Here is a 17,185-nt window from a genome sequence, read left to right as displayed (position 1 = left end):
CAAGGGGTGCCTGCGAGGAGTTGAGCGGGTTTGGGCGATCACCCTGCCCCGCGGGACAGTAAAAAGTCGGGGGCTCGGCGGTAGCCGTGGGTAAAGGATTGCCGATACGCGTCCCTTTCTTTGCCCTCCCTGGGCAGTGTTGCGCCCCGGCCGCGCCGTGCCCATACCTCTGCACGTGCAAGCAGGTGCTTGGAGTGGGAGGAGCGTCGACCTCACTGGCGACGCGGGGGTGGAGCAGGCGCTCGCGGCGGTGGCCGAGCGCGCGCTGCGCTGTGGCGCCCTGGCGGGGATGGAGCTGATGCTGCGGGAGACGCTCCGGCTGACGGAGGCGTCAGGCGCGGCCCTCTTCGATGGACGCACCTGTGTGGCCAGGGCGGGCACGGGCGTCGCCGGACCTGCGTCGAGAGGAGGACAACTCCTGAAGGTCTGGCCGGAGCGGACAGGACGCTCGGACGGGGCGGTGCTCGCCCGGCTGTCCGCCTTCGGGAGCGCCCTGCTCGCCGCGCATGCCCGTGAGGCCGCGGCCGAAGCCCGGCACACGCGACTGTTGGCTTCGCGACGTGAGCAGGAGCGCAACGCGGTCCGCTGGGAGCAGCGCCGCTCGCTCGCGGCCCATGACCTGCGAACGCCGCTGATGGTCATCAAGGGCTACCTGGACATGATGTTGAAGGGCACCGCGGGCCCCTTGAGCGCGACGGTGCAGCGCTACCTGGACCGGATGATGCGCGCCGCCCAGGACCAGCGGAACCTCATCGACTTCCGCCTGGGGCGGGGCAACACCACGGACCTGCGGCCCCTGCTCCACACGGCCTTCGGCCCCGACACGCGGCTGGCCTCACGCTGGCGGGTGACGCTGACGGTACCGGACAGGACGTTGCTGGTGAAGGCGAGCCCCGCGCAACTGAAGGCCTGGGTGCGCGCCCTGGTGCGGGGGCTCGCGTCCACGCGCGCCACCTCCGTGGCGCTTCAAGTGGAGCTGCTCGAGGCGACGGGCTGCTGGCGACTTGCCGCCTCGACGCAAGGCGGAGGTGCGCCCGGAGAGCGCGCGCTCACGTTGTTGGCAGAGCTCACGCGGCGGCTCGGCGGCACGCTGCGCGCCCCTGCTCCGGGCGAGCAACGGTGGGTCCTCCAGCTCCCCGCGGAGCTGGGGCCGCCAGGAGCGTCCAGCCCCTGAGCGGCGTCAGCGGGTCGGCAGCAGTTGCCGCACCAGCTCCAACAGCTTGCCGCGCTCCACCTCGCGCTTGACGAGGTAGCCATCCGCGCCGGCCTCGAGTCCCGCCGCCCGGTCCTCCGGGCTGTCGAGCGAGGTGACGAGGATGATGGGCGTGGAGTGCAGCGTCGGGTGCGACTTGATGCGCCGCGCGAGCCCCACGCCGTCCAGGCGTGGCATCTGCCAGTCGCTCACGACGAGCTGGCACGGCGTGCGCTCCAGGACGCCCCACGCCTCCTCGCCATCCGCCGCCGTCACCACCGGGAAGCCGGCGATTTCGAGCAGCGACTTCATGGCGAAGCGCGTGGTGAGCGCGTCGTCGCACACGAGGATGCGCGGCCGCCGCGCCTCCGTCCCCGTGGAGCGCGTCTCCGGCCGGGCCGCGCGCACCAGCTCCGGCGCGTTGAGCACCGGCACCACGCGCCCGTCATCCAACACCGCGGCGCCGGCCAGGTGCCGCACGCTCTGGAGGTGTTTGCCCAGGGAGCGCACGACAATCTCCTGCTGCCCCACCACCTCGTCGATGGCGTACAGCACCTTGTCACCGCCGACCACGACGAGCGCCGCCGTCTGCACCTGCCCGGACTCAATGGCCAGGGGCAGCCGAGGCAGGCCGATGGCCTCCGCCAGGGGCAGGAAGGTGAGCTGCCCGCCGTCCACGCGAGCCACCACGCGGCCCGCCACCGTGCCCACGTCCTCGGGCTTCAGGCGCAGCACGCGCTCCACGCTGTCGGAGGGAATCGCGGACACCGTCGTGCCGGTGCGCACCAGCAGCCCCAGCGCGGACGCCAGCGTCAGCGGCAGGTCCACGGTGAAGCGGGTGCCCCGTCCGGCCCAGAACTCCACGTCGACGGAGCCCTGGAGCCGGGCCGCGGTGGCCTGCACCACGTCCAGACCCACGCCGCGTCCCGAAGTCGCCGTCACCTGCTCGCGCGTGGAGAAGCCCGGCTGGAACACCAGCCGCGCGGCCTGCGCGTCGGTGAGCTTGGCGGCCTCCTCCTCCGACAACAGGCCTCGGCGCACCGCCGTGGCGCGCACGCGCTCCGGTGACAGGCCGTAGCCGTCGTCCTCCACAATCACGCCGATGCGCGCACCCCGAGGCTCCACGCGCACCGTCAGGCGCCCCGTCTCCGACTTGCCCGCCGCGCGCCGCTCCTCGGGGGACTCCAGCCCGTGGTCGATGGCGTTGCGCACCAGGTGCAACAACGGGTCCTTCAGCGCGTCGAGGATGCGCCGGTCCAACCGCACGTCGCCGCCGGTCAGCTCCAGCGCCACGTCCTTGCCCAGCCGCGTGGACACCTCGCGCACGGTGCGGCGCAGCGGCTCCATGAGCTGGGACGCGGGCACCATGCGCAGGTCGCGCAGGTCATCGCGCGCCACCTGGGCCACCAGCGCCAATTGCTCGCCGTCGCGGTGCGCCTCGCGCGACACCTCCAGCAGGCGCTTCTGCATCGTCCGCATCAGCGCCACGCCGGAGCGCAGCGACTCCAGCGCCGGCCCGCCCCCCGCCAGGGTGAGCTGCGACGACGCGCGCTCCAGGTGCCGCAACACCTCGTGCGTCCCGTCCGACAGCGCGCGGTAGCCCTCGGAGCGCCGCGCCTGCTGCGCCCGTCCCGCCACCAGCAGCTCCACCTGGAGCGCCAGCGACTCGAGCGTCTTCACCGCCACGCGCACCGTGTGGTCCGCCGTGGTGCCGCGCGTCTCCTCCCGCGGCGCGGGCGCCTGCGCGCTCGGCGTGGCCGAGTCCGCGGGCGTGGGCGCCGGCACGGCCCTCAGCGCATCCACCGTGCGCGCCATGTTCCGCGCGCCGCCCTCTTCCAGTTGGGCCCGCAGCTCCACCAGCGTGCCGGCCACGTCGGAAGCAGCCAGGCTGGCCGCGTCGCCGCCGGGCTCCATGCGCGCGAAGCCCAGCGCGGCGGCCTCGGACAGCGTCGCCAGCCTCGTGGCCCCGGACTCCTGCGCCGAGCCTCGCAGCGCGCGCGCCCGCTCCATCGCCTTGCGCACCACGGCGGCCCGGTCCGGAACGTCCGGCGAGCAGAGCGCGCCGAGCGACGCCTCCAGGAAGTCCAGTGCCTCCAGGCCCTTCGAGGACAGGCCGGAGGCCGCCGTCGTGGGCTCTGGCATGGAGACGTCGCGCCCCAGGAGCTTCAGGAGCGCGCTCAGGCCATCCACTTGAGGCGCCTCGCCCGCGTCGCCCCGGGCCATGGCCGCCTCGATGCCTGACAGGCCGCGCAGCATGGACTCCACCGCGGCGCGGGGGAGGCCGGTGTCCGGCTCGATGTGAGCCAGCCCATCCTCGATGGCGTGCACCACCTGCTCGATGTCATCGAGTCCCAGGCTCGCCGCGGAGCCCTTCAGGCTGTGCACCAGTCGCTTGAGCGAGGGCAGGAGGTCCGCCTCACGCTCGCGCGAAGGGCCCTCCAATCCGAGCACCTTCGTTCCAATGGCTTGGATCTGCTCACGCGTCTCCGCGGAGAACACCGGCCAGATGCTGCGCAAGAGCTGCGGATCCATGTCGCGCCTCTATTCCCGCGCCTGGCCGGCCGGGCCTCCGAGCTGCTCCAGCTCCAGCACCGTCAGTCGGTCCGGAGTCAGGTACAGGAAGGGCCCCGGCGGGGGCTGTGAAAGCTCGGACTTCGGCAACTCCTTGCGGCCCTCCACCGTCTCCGCCGCCAGGCCAAAGCTCTCCTCGCCCACTTCCACCACCACGATTTTTCCCAAGTCCGACATGCCGCCACCCTCCAGCCCCAGCAACTGGCGGAGGTCCAACACCGGCACCACCCGGGAGCGACTGGCCAGCGCGCCCAGCACATGCGGCGGCGCGCCGGGCAGCGAGGAGATGCCGCGCGCCTCCAGCACATGGTCCACGTGCTCGATGCGCACCGCGTAGCGCTCACCTCCCACCTGGAAGGCGAGCACCGACAGCACCTCGTGGTGCTCCTCGTGACGAGACTCGGCCAGGGCGCGAGCGCGCGCGCCGAGCACCTCGCGGCGCTTCTCCGCGCTCACTCCGGGCGCGTGGGCAACGTCGAGCTGGGGCTGGGAGCCCGAGGAATCGTTGTTCACCTTGACCTCGTCACTCGGCATTCGGGCATCACCGGGTCTTCGCGGGCAGCTTCAACATGTCACTCACCTTCGAGCGCAGGTCATCCACCGACACCGGCTTGTTGAGGAAGGCGTTGGCGCCCACCAGCTTGCCCTTCTGACGACTCGCGTCGTCCTTCAGGGAGGTGAGCATCATGAAGGGGATGTTGTGCAGATGGCTGTCCGCGCGGACCGCCGCGCACAGGGCGAACCCGTCCATCAGCGGCATCTGCACGTCGGAGATGATGAGGTCCGGTTTGAGCTCTCGCGCCTTGCTCAATCCCTCCACGCCATTGGGCGCGTCGATGAACTCCAATCCCCATCCCATCAGGTAGACCTGGAGCAAGTTGGTGATGGTCTTCGTGTCCTCGACAATGAGGACCTTCAAGGCCTGTCGTGTCGTCGCCACGTTTGCGTTCATAGCTGGTACCTACCCACCAGGTCCGAGAAGCGCTTCGAGAGATTGGTCAGGTTTCCAGCCACCTGTTCGATGCGTCGCGTCCCTACGACGGAGTCTCCCATGGCGGACGTCAGCTCGCCCATCGCCGCGGCGATCTGCTCCACTCCAATCGTCTGCTGCCGGGTGTTGCCGGCGATCTGCCGGGCCGCGCCGGAGGACTCGCGAATGACTTCGGACAGTCCGAGGATGGCCGAGCCCGCGCCGCGCGCCAGCTCCATCGCCGCCTGCGCGCGCCGGCTGCCCTCCTCCGTCGCGCTGACCGCCGCCCGCGTTCCCTTCTGCACTTCGTTGAGCAGGCCACGCACCTGCTCCGCGGCCAGCCGCGACTGCTCCGCCAGGGTGCGCATCTCGGTGGCCACCACCGCGAAGCCGCGCCCGTGCTCGCCCGCCTTGGCCGCCTCGATGGAGGCGTTGAGCGCTAGTAGATTCGACTGCTCCGCCACGTCCTTCACCGTGCTGATGATGTCGCCAATCTGGAGGGTGCGCTCGTTCAGGTCGGTGATGGACAGGGCAATGGCCTTCACCTGCTCGCCCAGCTTCTCCATGCCCGCGACGCTCTCCGCGACGACCTTCTGGCCCTCGGAGCTCAGCGTCTCCGACTTCTGGGTCTGGGAGATGACGGCGTCCGCGTAGGCGGTCGCCTGCTTGGACGTCTGGGCAATCTCCGCCACGGTGGTGCTCGTCTCGCTGATGGCGGACGCCTGCTGGTGCGCCATGGCGGACTGCTGCGAGGACGTGGTCAACACGCCCACCGCCTCCTTCTCCATCTCCGACGCCGCGCCGCGCAGGTCTTCCAGCAGGTGCGCCAGGCCCTCGGACATGGCCGCGAAGCTGCGGGACACCTCGCCAATCTCGTCCTCGGACACGGTGTCGAACTGCTGGCGCAGGTTGCCGCCCGCGATGCCCGACGCCGCGCGCGCCAGCCGCTCCAGCGGGACGACGAGCAACCCCGACATGAACCACGAGGCCATGAGGCACGCGGCCAGGATGAAGATGCCGAGCACCACGGTGAAGCGGGTGGTGCCCTTCAGCGCGTTGGTGAGCGCCTCCTCGTGGAGCGCCACCTGCACGGTGCCCACGCGGCGATTGGCTCCCGGCGAGAGCACCGGCACCGTGGACTCCAGCACCGACTCGTCGTTGATGACCAGCCGGCGCTCCACCGCGTCCTCGCCCTCGGCGGACGGCTGGTCCGCGCCCGCGAAGCGCTCCGCGGCGACTTCCGCCAGCAGGTCGCCCTTCGCGTCGCGCACCAGCACGTAGGCCACATCCGGCACGTGCCGGAGGACCCCGTGCGCCGTGGACTGGATGCGGCTGGCGTCCAGGTTGCTGGCCACCAGCATGGGCGCCAGCGTCCGGGACAGCTCCGAGCTGACCGAGCGCGAGCGCCGTGACAGGTCCTCCCGTTGCGCGCCGCTCATCTGCACCCAGAAGGCGAGGATGAGGATGCCCGCCACCAGCACGCCCGTCACACCCGTGACGGCGACAATCTTGAATCGCAGACTGAGGCGTCCCACCGCGAGTCGTGCCGGCAGTGTCAGCTTCGTCTCTTTGACGTCCACTTTGCCTCCCACCGGTGAGGATGGCGCGTCATCAGCGCGCCCCCTGCCATCCGGCCTGCGTTCTTGGAGCCAGGGCCTGCCTCAGGCCTCCGGCGGTCATCGTTTCCACTCCGCGCAACGGCTGCTCGTCGTCCAGTCCGTCGAGCGCGCGCAGCGCATTCTGCCGTGCGCGCTCCGCGTCCTCGGGCCGGTCCATGCGCCCATAGAGCGCCACCAGCGTCGCGTGCCCCAGCGCCAGCCTCGGCTCCAGGTATAGCGCCTTGCGCACCGCCTCCACCGCCCCGTTCAGCTCTCCGCGCTCCTCCGCCACCATCGCCAGCAGAAGATAGGCTTCCGGAACCAGCGCCTTCGCGGCCTCGCGCGCCAGCGCCTCCGCCTCCGCGAACTGCCCGGCCCGCGCCGCGTCCAGCGCCCGCGCCATCGGGTCCTTGAGGGTGGGAACCGGAGGCGTCACCGTCCGCGCCGCGACGACGGGCTTGGGCGGAGGCTCCGGCGCGGGAGGTGGACGGGGCGGCAGCGCCTTCGCCGCCGCGCGCAGCGCCGTGGCCGCGTCGCGAACGGCGCGAGGAGTCGGCGGCGCGGGGCGCGTCCAGCCCGGGGGCGGAACACGCAGCGCCACGCTGCCCTCGGCGTCCACCGCCTCCAGGCCCAGCCCGTTGGTGAGCGGCACCTCCGCGGGCGAGACGAAGAGCAGCCCGCCCGGCGCGAGCACGGAGACGAAGCTCTCCAGCACCTGCCGCACCAGGTCCGGCGGGAAGTAGATGAGGACGTTGCGGCAGAAGATGGCGCTCGGCGCGCTCACGGGCGGCGGCTCCATGGCCAGGTTGTGGCGACGGAACTCCACCATGCGCCGCACCTGCGCCACCACGGAGAGCTGCTCGCCCCGGGGCTCCAGGAAGCGCTTCTCCAGCTCCGGCTCGATGTGCCGCAGGGACCAGGGCCCGTAGAGGCCCTCCTTCGCGCGCTCCAGCGCCCGGCCCGACACGTCCGTGGCCAGCACGCGGAAGTGGCCCTCGGGCACGCCCGCCGCGAGCAGCGCCATCGCGATGCTGTAGGGCTCCTCGCCGCTGGCGCAGCCCGCGCTCCACACCTGGAAGAAGGGCCCGGCCTGGGGAGGCGCCAGCCTGGCGAGCGAGCGGAGGTGCTCGGGGTGGCGGAAGAAGTACGTCTCGCCGATGACGGCGTGCTCGATGAAGGTCTCCACCGCCTGCGCGTCCCGCCGCAGCAGCGCGGTCAGGAACGCGGAAGGAGACAGGCCCCGCGACCCGGCGGAGCGCGCCAGCGCCGTCTCCAGCGAGCGTCGCAGGCTGTGCGCGAGCGTCAGGCCGCAGGCGGCCCGGAGGACCTCCTCGACCTGCACGAGCGTCGCGTCATCGAGGACGGCTTCGCTCACGTCTCCTCCGACCCCACCAGCACCGCGGAGATGCGCAGCAGCGGGCGAATCCCCTCGGGCGTGCGGCACAGGCCCGCCATCAGCCCCGTGCCATCCCATGGCAGGGCCACGTCGCCGTCCGGAGTGCCCTCCACCAGCACCGGCGCCTCGACGAGGTCTCTCACCCGGTCCACCAGCACGGCCACCGGACGTGCGCCCTTGCAGATGACCAGGTGCGCATCCAGCGCAGGCTCGCGCGTCACGCCCAGCAGCGCGGCCAGGTCCACCGCGACGGCGGGGTTTCCTCTGTAGATGAAGGTCCCCGCGACATGCGGAGGGGCTCCGGGCAGCGGCTCCAGCTCCACCAGCCGCACCACCTCCTGGACGGCGTCCGCCACCAGCAGCGCGCTGGTGCCCGCGGCGTCCAGGGTGAGATAGAGGCCCGGCAGTCGCAGCTCTCCCGACAGGGAGACCAGCTCCTGGCGCAAGCGCGCCTGCTCGACCTCCAGCGCGCCAAGACGCTCCTGCACGGAGGTTCGACGAAGCTGGGCTTCAATGACGGGGGAGTGGGGGGTGTCTGCCATGGGGGCGGCCCCGCCCGCTTCTGCCCTGGCGCGCGGGTGGACTCACGGTAGTCCGGGCAGTGAAGGAGCGTCAATGCGGGGTGAAATGGACCGTCCCACATCCGACGGCCCCCGTGTGTGCTGTCAGCCACCCTGGTGCGTCGTGGATCCACAGGCCGGGAGTGCGTCCGGAAGTGGAGATATGGTTTGATGCGTACCCGGCACACTCCTGGAGAATCCATGTTGCTTGTTGTCAGGGGGTACGAATGATCAAGGGCGACTCGCCGAACCCCGAGACGCCTGCCGCGACGGGCGCGGATCCGCTCATCGGCCGCACCCTGAACGGTCGCTTCAGCATCCTGGACCCCCTGGGTGTTGGCGGCATGGGCAAGGTCTACCGAGCCCTGCAGGCCCCCCTGGAGCGAGTCGTCGCGCTCAAGGTCCTCAACCCCAGCTACTCCAGCAGCAGGGACCCCGGCTTCCAGAAGCGCTTCCTGCGCGAGGCCTCCCTCACCTCGAAGCTGCGCCATCCCAACACCGTCACCGTCATCGACTACGGGCAGACGGACGATGGCATCTTCTACATCGCCATGGAGTACCTGGACGGCCGCACGCTGGCCCAGGTGCTCGGGCAGGTGGGGCCGCTGTCGTGGTCCCGCGCCATCGCCATCACCCAGCAGATCTGCCGCTCGCTGCGCGAGGCGCACAGCCTGGGCATCATCCACCGGGACCTCAAGCCCGCGAACATCATGCTGCTCAACGAGCAGGACCAGGATCTGGTCAAGGTCCTGGACTTCGGGCTCGTGAAGTCGGTGGCTGCGCCGCAGGAGGGGCAGATCTCCCCGGAGATCACCCAGAACGGAACATTCCTCGGATCGCCGCAGTACATGGCGCCGGAGCAGGCGCGCAACGCGACGGACGCGCGCAGCGACGTGTACTCGCTGGGCATCGTGCTCTTCCAGATGCTGATGGGGCGCCCGCCGTTCATCGCGCGGGACCACATCGAGCTCATCTTCGCCCATTACAAGGAAGCCCCGCCCACCTTCCAGCAGCTCCGCCCGGACATCGCGGTGCCGCCGGAAATCGAGGCGGTGGTGCGTCGCTGCCTGGAGAAGGACCCGGCGCGGCGCTTCCAGACGATGGACGAGCTGCTGGAGGGCCTGCGCGAGGCGAGCATGTCCGCGGGCGGCAACAGCGGCATCTTCAAGCGTCCCGGTGGCGCGACGACGACGGGCCCCTACCCGTCTCCGCTGTTCTCCAGTGCTGGCAGCGCGGGCACGGACTCCGGTGACACGCTCGCGGTGGACATCAGCGTGGAGGTGCCCGTCGCCGTCCAGCGCGCCCGTCAGCGCACGCTGGCCATCGGCGGTCTGGGCGGCCTGGCGGTGGCGGGACTCGTCGCCGCGGGCGCCATCTTCTTCATGAGCAACAAGGACCCCGCCAAGACTCCGGAGACGAAGCCGGAGGCGGTGGCGCAGGCTCCGGTGCAGGCGCCTCCCACGGCGCCCACGCAGGACGCGGTCGTCCCCGCCGGCGCGCAGAAGGTCCGCTTCAAGTTGATGAGCCAGCCCAGCGGCGCGCGCGTCTTCTATCGAGGCAAGGAGCGCGGCACGACGCCCTTCACCCTGGAGCTGCCGTCGGGCCAGGACGGCTCCATCACCGTGGAGCTGACCTTCGCGATGGAGGGCTACCAGATGGAGACCGTCGTCACGGGCGGCTCCGGCGAGGTGGTGCTGTCGCAGAAGCTCCAGAAGCGCCGGGGTGGCTCGCGTGGCGGTGGAGGCCTGGAGGTGGCGTCCGCCGCTTCCGCCACGGACGAGGTCGAAGTGGCCGAGCCCGTGGCGACGCCGGGCGGAATGTCCGCGCCGGTGATGCTCTCGCCCACGCAGGCGGTGGTCGCGGAGCCGGTGGTTCCGCCGACGGCGGGCGCGGTGGGCGCTGCGGCGGCGACGCAGGCCAAGGGCGTGTCGGGTGGGCTGGCGGTGCCGGTGTTGCCCACCGCGGCGCTCGCCTCCGCGCGGGGCGACGTGCTGCCCTACAACGAGGACATGTCCCGCCCGGAGATGCTCGACCAGAGCAAGGACCTCGTCTACACGCGCGAGGCGATGGCGGCCAAGGCCGAGGGCGTGATGATTGTCCGCTGCACCATCACCACCAAGGGCCGCGTGGAGAAGTGCCGCGTCATCAAGTCCGTCACGTACATGGAGAAGCCGGTGCTGGATTCGCTCCAGTCGCGCACCTACAAGCCCATCATGTACCAGGGCCATCCGGTGAACGTGGACTACACCTTCAGCATGCGACTGGTGGCGCCGCGTCGCTGACGTCACTGCTTGCCGCCGGGCCGTGGGCTTCTCGAGCTCAGGGCCCGGTGGAAGGCACCACCGGAGGCGCGGGCGGCAAGGACATGGCGCCCCCTCCGGACGGAACACCCCAGCTCACCACCGGCCAGCCCCGCTTCCGGGCCTCGCGCTTCAGCCGGTGGTCGGGATGCACGGCCACCGGCCGCCCCACCGCCTCCATCACCGACAGGTCCGAGTACGAGTCCGTGTAGAAGGAGCACGCGCTCAGCGGAACGCCCACCTCGCGCGCGTAGCCTTGCGCGTACGTGAGCTTGCCCTCGCCGAAGCAGATGGGCCCCAGCGGGCGGCCCGTGTGCAGGCCCTGGGCGTCCACCTCGAAGCGGTTGCACAGCACGGCGTCCAGGCGCAGCTCGCGCGCCACCCACTCCGACAGGTAGCCCGACGACGACGTCAACAGCGCCAGCCTGTCTCCGGCGCGGCGGTGCTCCTCCAAGGCGACGAGCGCACCCGGGCGATAGAGCGAGCGCACCGTCTGCTCGTAGAAGTCCGCGGTGCGCCGTTGGATGGGACTCGCCCGCGAGCCCGCGAGCAGCGCGACGGCGCGCTCCAGCGCGTCCTGCATGGACACGAAGCCCAGGTGGTAGCGGGCAATCCACAGGCTCGCGCGCAGGGCCTGCCACCGGGTGATGTGCCCCAACTCCAGCTCGCGGCGGACCCACAGCGAGCCGGAGTTCGCGGCAATCAACGTCTTGTCGAGGTCGAAGAAGGCGACAGCCACGTTCTTCGTTCTAAGTCCGCTCGCGAGTGGACGCAGTGCCGTCCCGACGTCCGCCCGTCCGCCGCCTCCCCCGCAGCAGGGCCACGGCGGCCAGCCAGGCCCCCATGACACCCGCGCCAGGAGCCGAGGTGCATCCGGTGCCCCGCCCGTCCGCCAGGAGCACGATGCCCGCCTCCGCGCGCATGAGGCACTGGTTGGGCGGAAGGCCCTCGGGATAGATGGAGCAGAAGCCGGCGGCGGAGCCCGGGTCGATGATGCGCTTGCGCGTCTCACCCGAAGGCGCGGTGGGCTCCATGGTGGCGCCCGCGACGGGCACATGGTCCAGCCCCACCACGTGGCCAATCTCGTGCGTCATGGTGTTCTGCAGGTCCATGGCGACGCAGTTTGTCGCCGGGGTCCCCACGCAGGGCGGCGAGTCCACCGTGGTGAACAGGAAACCGACTCTGCCTCCCGGCTGGGACCCGTTCAGCTCGATGTCCGAGTCGAGCACCCGGCCGTCGGTGAAGCTGAACGTGGAGGTGGTGAGGCCGATGGTGCCCTCGCCGTGCTCCCAGCACGTGTACTGGTTGCCGCAGGTCTCCGCTTCCCAGCACGGGTCTTCCGCCGCGACGACGTCATCACACGACGTCTCGCGGAACGTGACGATGTTGTAGTTGGCGTAGCGGTTCACCTGGTCGTAGCCCACGGCCACGGGGAGGCTCCAGTCGTCGCCCCGCTTGAAGGCGTAGTCGCTGCACGTCTTCGACACCTGCCGCCAGGACTCGAACGACGCCTCGATGGCGGCGACCTCGGTGTCTCCCGGCGTGCGCGAGCTGCCGGCCGCGTCCAGGTGATAGATGTACTCGCGCACCGGCCACAGCAGACACAGGGGCCTGCCCGGAACGACGGTGCGACGATAGGGAAACTCCTCCTGCGCCAGGGCGGGCGAGGAGACGAGGAGCGCGAGGCCGAGCATCCACCGCGTCTTCATGAGCGCCCCTCCTGGCCACGACGCCGCCGCCACAGCACCCAGGCCAGCAGCGCGGGGCCGAGCGACGAAGCGCCCGTCGCTGAGCAGCCCCCTCCCTTCGGGCCCAGCTCTTCGTTCACCACCGGATGCAGGCACGCCTGACTGGGGCCGCCCTTGGCGTAGACGGAGCAGACGAAGGCGCGCGAGCCGGAGTCGATGGCGCGCTTGGACACCTCACCGGGCTGCGCGCTCGGGTTCATGGTGGAGCCCGCGGCGCGCGTGTGGTCCAGGCCGACGAAGTGGCCAATCTCGTGCGTGGCGGTGTTCTGCACGTCGGTGGAGACGCAGTCCGTCGTCACGGGAGGAAAACACGTGGGCCCGTTCGACGTGGTGAAGGCGTACTGGCTCGCGTTGAAGGAGATATCCGAGTCGTAGATGATGCCCGAGCGCTTGTCGTACGTCGTCAGGGTGATGGCGAGGGTGCTCTCGTCGTCATCCCAGCAGTCGTATTGATTGGCGCACGTCTCCGCCTTCCAGCACGCATCCGTGCCCGCCACCAGCGCGCTACAGGCCTTCGTGCGGAACAGCACCACGTTGTGGTTGTCCTGGTTGCGCAGGTAGCCCACGCGCCGCTCGGCGATACGGGGGCCCTCGACCAGGTTGAGGTTGCCGCAGCTGGCGAAGATGTCCTCCCAGTTCTGGAAGGAGACGCGGACGGCGTCGAACTCCGTGTCGCCCTGGGTGTCCGCGTTGCCGAGGGTGCTCTGGCTCCAGGTGATGCTCGGCACCGTCCAGTACAGGCACTGGGTGGTGTCATTGCCCGGCGTCACGCGGCTGCGGACATACGGGTCGAACTGTCCCAGCGCGAGGACCGCGAGCAGGGTTGCCGCGGGCGTCACGGTGCCGGCTCCGTCAGCGCGGCGCGGATGGCGGCCTTGAGCTCCGCGAGCGTCCTGGGCTTCTCCACGACGGTGGTCGGCTGGCGCGTGACGGGGTCCAGCAGCAGCGCCTCGGTGGGCTCCGGCACGGCCATGGCGGGCTTGCCCGCGGCCTCGCGCAGCACCTGGTACTTGCCCTGCGCCCCGCCGGAGAGACGGAAGGCCTGCGTGCCGCGCTTGCGCAGGAAGATGACGACCTCTTCGCCTGTCTTGAACGAGGCAAGCCCGTGCACTTCCTGTCCGATATCGCCCACCTGGCCCCCGGGCTGCGTCACGAGCACCGTGTTGCCGGGCTGACCCTTGAGCGGCTCCTTCACCTCGACTTCGACGTCGGTGACGATGCGCATGCCGTCACCGCTCCATCGACTCTCCACGCGACGCACGACGCCGTGAACGACGGTGTCGGAGTCCCGGGAGAGCTGCGACAGATCCACCCGGAGCTGTGTGGTGGCGGCCGCGGGCAAGGCGCCCAGCAGGGCCACCGTCACCATCCCCATGCGAAATAGCTGACGAATCGACATACGATTTCTCTCCTCGGCGCGCACCATACCTCAGCGTGCCCATCCGCGTTGACCCCCTACCGCCTCCCTGCTAATTCGCGCGCCCGTATGCCCACTGCCCCACGCGTCCGCTTCGCTCCCTCGCCCACCGGCTACCTCCACATTGGCGGTGCCCGTACGGCGCTGATGAACTACCTCCAGGCCCGGAGGTTCGGCGGCACGTTCATCGTTCGCATGGAGGACACCGACCGCGTGCGTTCCACCGCCGAGTCGGTGCAGGCCATCCTCGACGGGTTGGTGTGGCTGGGCATCGACTGGGACGAGGGCCCCGGCAAGGAAGGCCCGCACGCGCCCTACTTCCAGACCCAGCGCCTGGACACCTATCGCGAGTACTCCCAGCGGCTGCTCGCCGAGGGCAAGGCCTACCGCTGCTATTGCACGAAGCAGGACCTGGAGGCCCAGCGCGAGTCGATGGAGAAGTCCGGCGGCTTCTACAAGTACCCCGGCACGTGCCGTGAGCTGAAGGCGCCTCCCGCGGGACGTCGCGAGGAGGAGGCCGTCATCCGCTTCAAGATGCCCTCCACCGAGGGCACGGTGTCATTCGACGACAAGGCGCTGGGTGTCATCACCAAGCCGTACTCGGACCTGGACGACTGGGTCATGCTGCGCGCGGATGGCATCCCCCTCTACAACTTCGGCTGCGTCATCGATGACCACCTGATGGACATCACGTTGGTGGCGCGCGGGCAGGAGCACGTCAACTCCACCTTCCCGCAGCTCATGCTGTACCTGGCGCTGGGCTGGCAGCCGCCCGACTTCGCGCACCTGCCGCTCATCCTGGGGCCGGACCGCGAGAAGCTCTCCAAGCGCAAGCACCCGGAGGCGGACGTGATGCTCCACAAGCGCACCGGCATCATGCCGGAGGCGCTGAGCAACTTCGTCATCCGCCTGGGCTGGAGCCACGGCAACGACGAGGTCATCACCCGCGAGCAGATGGAGCAGTGGTTCGACTTCTCCGACGTCGGCACCACGTCCGGCGTGTGGAACCCGGAGAAGCTGCTGTGGCTCAACCAGCAGTGGATGAAGCTCCTGCCGGAGGCCACCGTCGCCGAGCGGCTGGTGCCCTTCCTGGAGGCCAAGGGCTTCCAGGCAAAGGGGGACTCGCGGCTGGTGCCGCTGGTGCATGCGCTCAAGGAGCGCGCTCGCACGCTGGAGGAGATGGCGACGACGGCGGCGCTCTACTTCGGCTCGGGCGTCACGCTCGACGAGAAGGCGGCGGCCAAGCACCTCGTCGGTGACTCGCTCGTGCTGCTGCGCAAGGTGCGCGAGGCAGCCGCCGCGCTGCCTGACTGGACGGTGGAGGCGCTGGACGGCGTGGTGAAGTCCGTCAGCGAGTCCTCGAGCGTGGGCATGGGCAAGGTGGCGCAGCCGGTGCGGGTCGCCATCACCGGCAACACCACGAGCCCGGGCATCGGCGAGACGCTGCTGCTGGCGGGGCGTGACGAGGCCCTGCGTCGCATCGACGCCGCGCTCACGCGGGCCGGGTGACGTCGGGCAGACGAAGCGGTGGACGTCCGCCGCTTCGGCACCTATCTTCACGACCCATGATGCGTGCGCTTGACACCATGAAACGGCATTTCTATAAGGCGCGCCCGCTCAGTGCGGCGCTGTGTGCGCTCTGGGTGGCGGGGGCGAGTGCCGAGGTGGTCAGCGGCGCGCAGCTTCCGGACGGTGCCCAGAAGGTGGGCGAGAACCGTTACAGGGTGCCGAAGGACTTCGAGGCGACGCTGGACTACTACCGCTCGGTCTACTCGACGAGCAACTATCCACGACGGCAGATCGTCAACCAGCCGGGCGTGAAAGCGGTCCACATCACCAACCCCTCGGGGAAGAACTTCGCGGGGCTGAATATTTACGAGGCGAACGAGGAAGTTCGCATCTACATCGTCCCCACGCAGCAGGCGGTCAAACCGGCGAAAAAGCCGGAGACGAAACCGGGGAAGAAGAAGTAGAAGTCGCAGCAGCAGCCGCCCACCGAAGTTGTTGCAGTCGCTGGGCGGTGTTGGTAGTAGAGGCAGCCGCAGTGATTGGGGAATCGTCTAACGGCAGGACAGCAGACTCTGACTCTGCTTATCTAGGTTCGAATCCTAGTTCCCCAGCTCGCAGCACCGCAGTCCGCAGCACCTCGGAAGCTCGAAATCAGAAGGTTGACGAGAGCAAAACGAGAATGTAGGAAGCAGCAGCAGAAGCACGGTGGTTGCAGCGAAATGTCGGCCCTGTCGTCTAGCGGTTAGGACGGAGCCCTCTCACGGCTCAAACTCGGGTTCGAATCCCGGCAGGGTCACTCCGACGCCGCCTTCTGAAAAGAAGGCGGCGTTTTGTTTTTCCGGGCATGAGTGACGCGTGGCTCCGGAGGCGCTGGAGGCCGCCACGACGGGCGGCCCCCTCCTCCACTGAGCAGCCTCAAGCCGTCCGAGTGGGGATGCTCTGCCGGAAGGCGGAGAGCGCGGCGGTGAGCCGGTCCTGCGCCCGCTGCACGCCCCGGCGCAAGAGCAGCATCCGCACCTTCTCAGGCAGTGCGCTCGCGCCTTGTGTGCTGCCAAAGCCCACCAGGTCCATGCGCAGGGTGATGGCCTCCAACAAGTCCCCGAGGTCCGCCTGGGGACTGGCCAGCAGGAGCACGTCCGGGGGGCGGCGTTGGAGCCGCTCCGCCAGCGTGCGCCACTGCGGGTCTCCCGTCTCCACCACCACCACGTCCACGCTCTCCAGCTCCGGCGCGTACGGCGGCAGCTCCCGCACCTCGAAGCCCGCTTCCTTCAGCGCGGAGAGCGCCTCCTCGCTGCCCACCACCGCCACCTTCCCGTCCAGCACCGTGCGAGAGGACTCCTCGTAGGCGCGCAGCTCCACCTCCAGCGCCTCGTGGGCCGGCTCCGGCGCGTCCTGTCCCGAGGCCAGCAGCGCCGCCGCCTCGCGTGCCACTTCTCGCGCCTGCTCACGCACGTGCGCCCCGGCGCTGCGCCGCTCCAGCGCCGCCCGCACCTTGGCGCGCAGCACCCGCAAGTCATCGAAGGGCTTGAGGATGTAGTCGCTGACGCCCGCGGCGAAGGCGGCGATGACGGACTCACTGCTCGCGTAGGCGGTAATCATCAGCGCCTCCAGCGTCGGCTGGAGGTTGCGCGCCTCGGAGACCAGCTCCACCCCGCCCATGCCGGGCAGGTTCTTGTCCGTCACCAGCACGTCGACCCGCTGCTCGCTGAGTATCGGCAGCGCCTCTTCCGCGCTCGCCGCCACCAGCACCACCAGGTCCGGCTCGCGCTCCAACAACCGCGCGCAGATATCTAGAACGACGGGCTCGTCGTCCACCACCAACACCGTCGAGGCGAGCGTTCCCCCCTCCCCACCGCCGCCCTCACCGGTCTCGAACGGGAGATCCATGACTTGGAAGATTCGCACAGCTTCACGCGGACTTCGA

General features: G+C 70.1%; 15 protein-coding genes and 2 tRNA genes. 6 read left to right on the top strand and 11 right to left on the bottom strand.

The features are described 5' to 3' along the window. Positions 1-229: 229 nt before the first annotated feature. Positions 230-1,174: a histidine kinase dimerization/phospho-acceptor domain-containing protein gene (locus ACN469_RS27965; RefSeq protein WP_498772576.1), complete on the top strand. Its 945-nt coding sequence runs from the start codon at positions 230-232 to the stop codon at positions 1,172-1,174. Between the two features lie 6 nt (positions 1,175-1,180). Here ACN469_RS27965 and ACN469_RS27960 read toward each other — a convergent pair whose 3' ends face one another. Genes ACN469_RS27960 through ACN469_RS27935 form a run of 6 tightly spaced genes read right to left on the bottom strand, consistent with a single transcriptional unit; the run spans position 1,181 to position 8,269 of the window. Continuing rightward, on the bottom strand, positions 1,181-3,724 hold the full coding sequence (locus ACN469_RS27960) for a hybrid sensor histidine kinase/response regulator (RefSeq protein ID WP_498772574.1): 2,544 nt from the start codon (positions 3,722-3,724) through the stop codon (positions 1,181-1,183). Between the two features lie 9 nt (positions 3,725-3,733). After that, positions 3,734-4,297 (bottom strand): chemotaxis protein CheW, encoded by a 564-nt coding sequence (locus ACN469_RS27955; RefSeq protein ID WP_498772572.1) that lies wholly within the window; start codon positions 4,295-4,297, stop codon positions 3,734-3,736. Between the two features lie 7 nt (positions 4,298-4,304). Beyond that, on the bottom strand, positions 4,305-4,715 hold the full coding sequence (locus ACN469_RS27950; protein WP_498772570.1) for a response regulator: 411 nt from the start codon (positions 4,713-4,715) through the stop codon (positions 4,305-4,307). Continuing rightward, positions 4,712-6,313, bottom strand: coding sequence for a methyl-accepting chemotaxis protein (locus ACN469_RS27945; RefSeq protein ID WP_498772568.1), 1,602 nt, complete (start codon positions 6,311-6,313; stop codon positions 4,712-4,714). The genes ACN469_RS27950 and ACN469_RS27945 overlap by 4 nt, the downstream gene beginning before the upstream one ends. A 31-nt stretch (positions 6,314-6,344) precedes the next feature. Beyond that, positions 6,345-7,706 (bottom strand): CheR family methyltransferase, encoded by a 1,362-nt coding sequence (locus tag ACN469_RS27940; protein ID WP_498772567.1) that lies wholly within the window; start codon positions 7,704-7,706, stop codon positions 6,345-6,347. After that, entirely contained in the window at positions 7,703-8,269 is a 567-nt protein-coding gene (locus ACN469_RS27935; protein ID WP_498772565.1) for a chemotaxis protein CheW, read from the bottom strand. Before ACN469_RS27935 ends, ACN469_RS27940 begins: the two co-directional genes overlap by 4 nt. A 245-nt stretch (positions 8,270-8,514) precedes the next feature. Here ACN469_RS27935 and ACN469_RS27930 point away from each other — a divergent pair, with 245 nt between their 5' ends. Next, positions 8,515-10,569 (top strand): TonB family protein, encoded by a 2,055-nt coding sequence (locus ACN469_RS27930; RefSeq protein ID WP_498772564.1) that lies wholly within the window; start codon positions 8,515-8,517, stop codon positions 10,567-10,569. Positions 10,570-10,606: 37 nt separating this feature from the next. Here the strand turns inward: ACN469_RS27930 and ACN469_RS27925 are convergent, their stop codons facing one another. The 4 genes from ACN469_RS27925 to ACN469_RS27910 are packed head-to-tail and all read right to left on the bottom strand — an operon-like array spanning position 10,607 to position 13,734. Continuing rightward, positions 10,607-11,326, bottom strand: a complete 720-nt coding sequence (locus tag ACN469_RS27925; RefSeq protein ID WP_498772562.1) for an HAD family hydrolase — start codon at positions 11,324-11,326, stop codon at positions 10,607-10,609. 10 nt (positions 11,327-11,336) lie between these two features. Next, on the bottom strand, positions 11,337-12,296 hold the full coding sequence (locus tag ACN469_RS27920; protein WP_498772560.1) for a myxosortase-dependent metalloprotease, MXAN_2677/MXAN_2678 family: 960 nt from the start codon (positions 12,294-12,296) through the stop codon (positions 11,337-11,339). Further along, positions 12,293-13,174 (bottom strand): myxosortase-dependent metalloprotease, MXAN_2677/MXAN_2678 family, encoded by an 882-nt coding sequence (locus ACN469_RS27915; protein ID WP_498772558.1) that lies wholly within the window; start codon positions 13,172-13,174, stop codon positions 12,293-12,295. The genes ACN469_RS27920 and ACN469_RS27915 overlap by 4 nt, the downstream gene beginning before the upstream one ends. Next, on the bottom strand, positions 13,171-13,734 hold the full coding sequence (locus ACN469_RS27910) for a hypothetical protein (RefSeq protein ID WP_498772556.1): 564 nt from the start codon (positions 13,732-13,734) through the stop codon (positions 13,171-13,173). The genes ACN469_RS27915 and ACN469_RS27910 overlap by 4 nt, the downstream gene beginning before the upstream one ends. 87 nt (positions 13,735-13,821) lie before the next feature. Between ACN469_RS27910 and gltX the strand changes: the two genes are divergently transcribed. The 4 genes from gltX (at position 13,822) to ACN469_RS27890 (ending at position 16,057) form a co-directional block, all read left to right on the top strand. Further along, the gene (gene gltX / locus ACN469_RS27905) at positions 13,822-15,261 is read left to right on the top strand and encodes a glutamate--tRNA ligase (protein ID WP_498772554.1); all 1,440 of its coding nucleotides are present in this window, start codon (positions 13,822-13,824) and stop codon (positions 15,259-15,261) included. 56 nt (positions 15,262-15,317) lie between these two features. After that, positions 15,318-15,725: a hypothetical protein gene (locus ACN469_RS27900; protein WP_498772552.1), complete on the top strand. Its 408-nt coding sequence runs from the start codon at positions 15,318-15,320 to the stop codon at positions 15,723-15,725. Positions 15,726-15,801: 76 nt separating this feature from the next. Continuing rightward, a tRNA-Gln gene (locus ACN469_RS27895) sits at positions 15,802-15,872 on the top strand. Between the two features lie 113 nt (positions 15,873-15,985). Further along, a tRNA-Glu gene (locus ACN469_RS27890) sits at positions 15,986-16,057 on the top strand. Between the two features lie 119 nt (positions 16,058-16,176). Here the strand turns inward: ACN469_RS27890 and ACN469_RS27885 are convergent. Further along, positions 16,177-17,148 (bottom strand): response regulator transcription factor, encoded by a 972-nt coding sequence (locus ACN469_RS27885; RefSeq protein ID WP_498772550.1) that lies wholly within the window; start codon positions 17,146-17,148, stop codon positions 16,177-16,179. Between the last annotated feature and the right edge of the window lie 37 nt (positions 17,149-17,185).

The organism is Corallococcus terminator (genome assembly GCF_049194865.1).
Lineage (GTDB): Bacteria > Myxococcota > Myxococcia > Myxococcales > Myxococcaceae > Myxococcus > Myxococcus terminator_A.
Note: the sequence above shows the minus strand (reverse complement) of the source record. Positions and strands in the feature narration are given on the sequence as shown.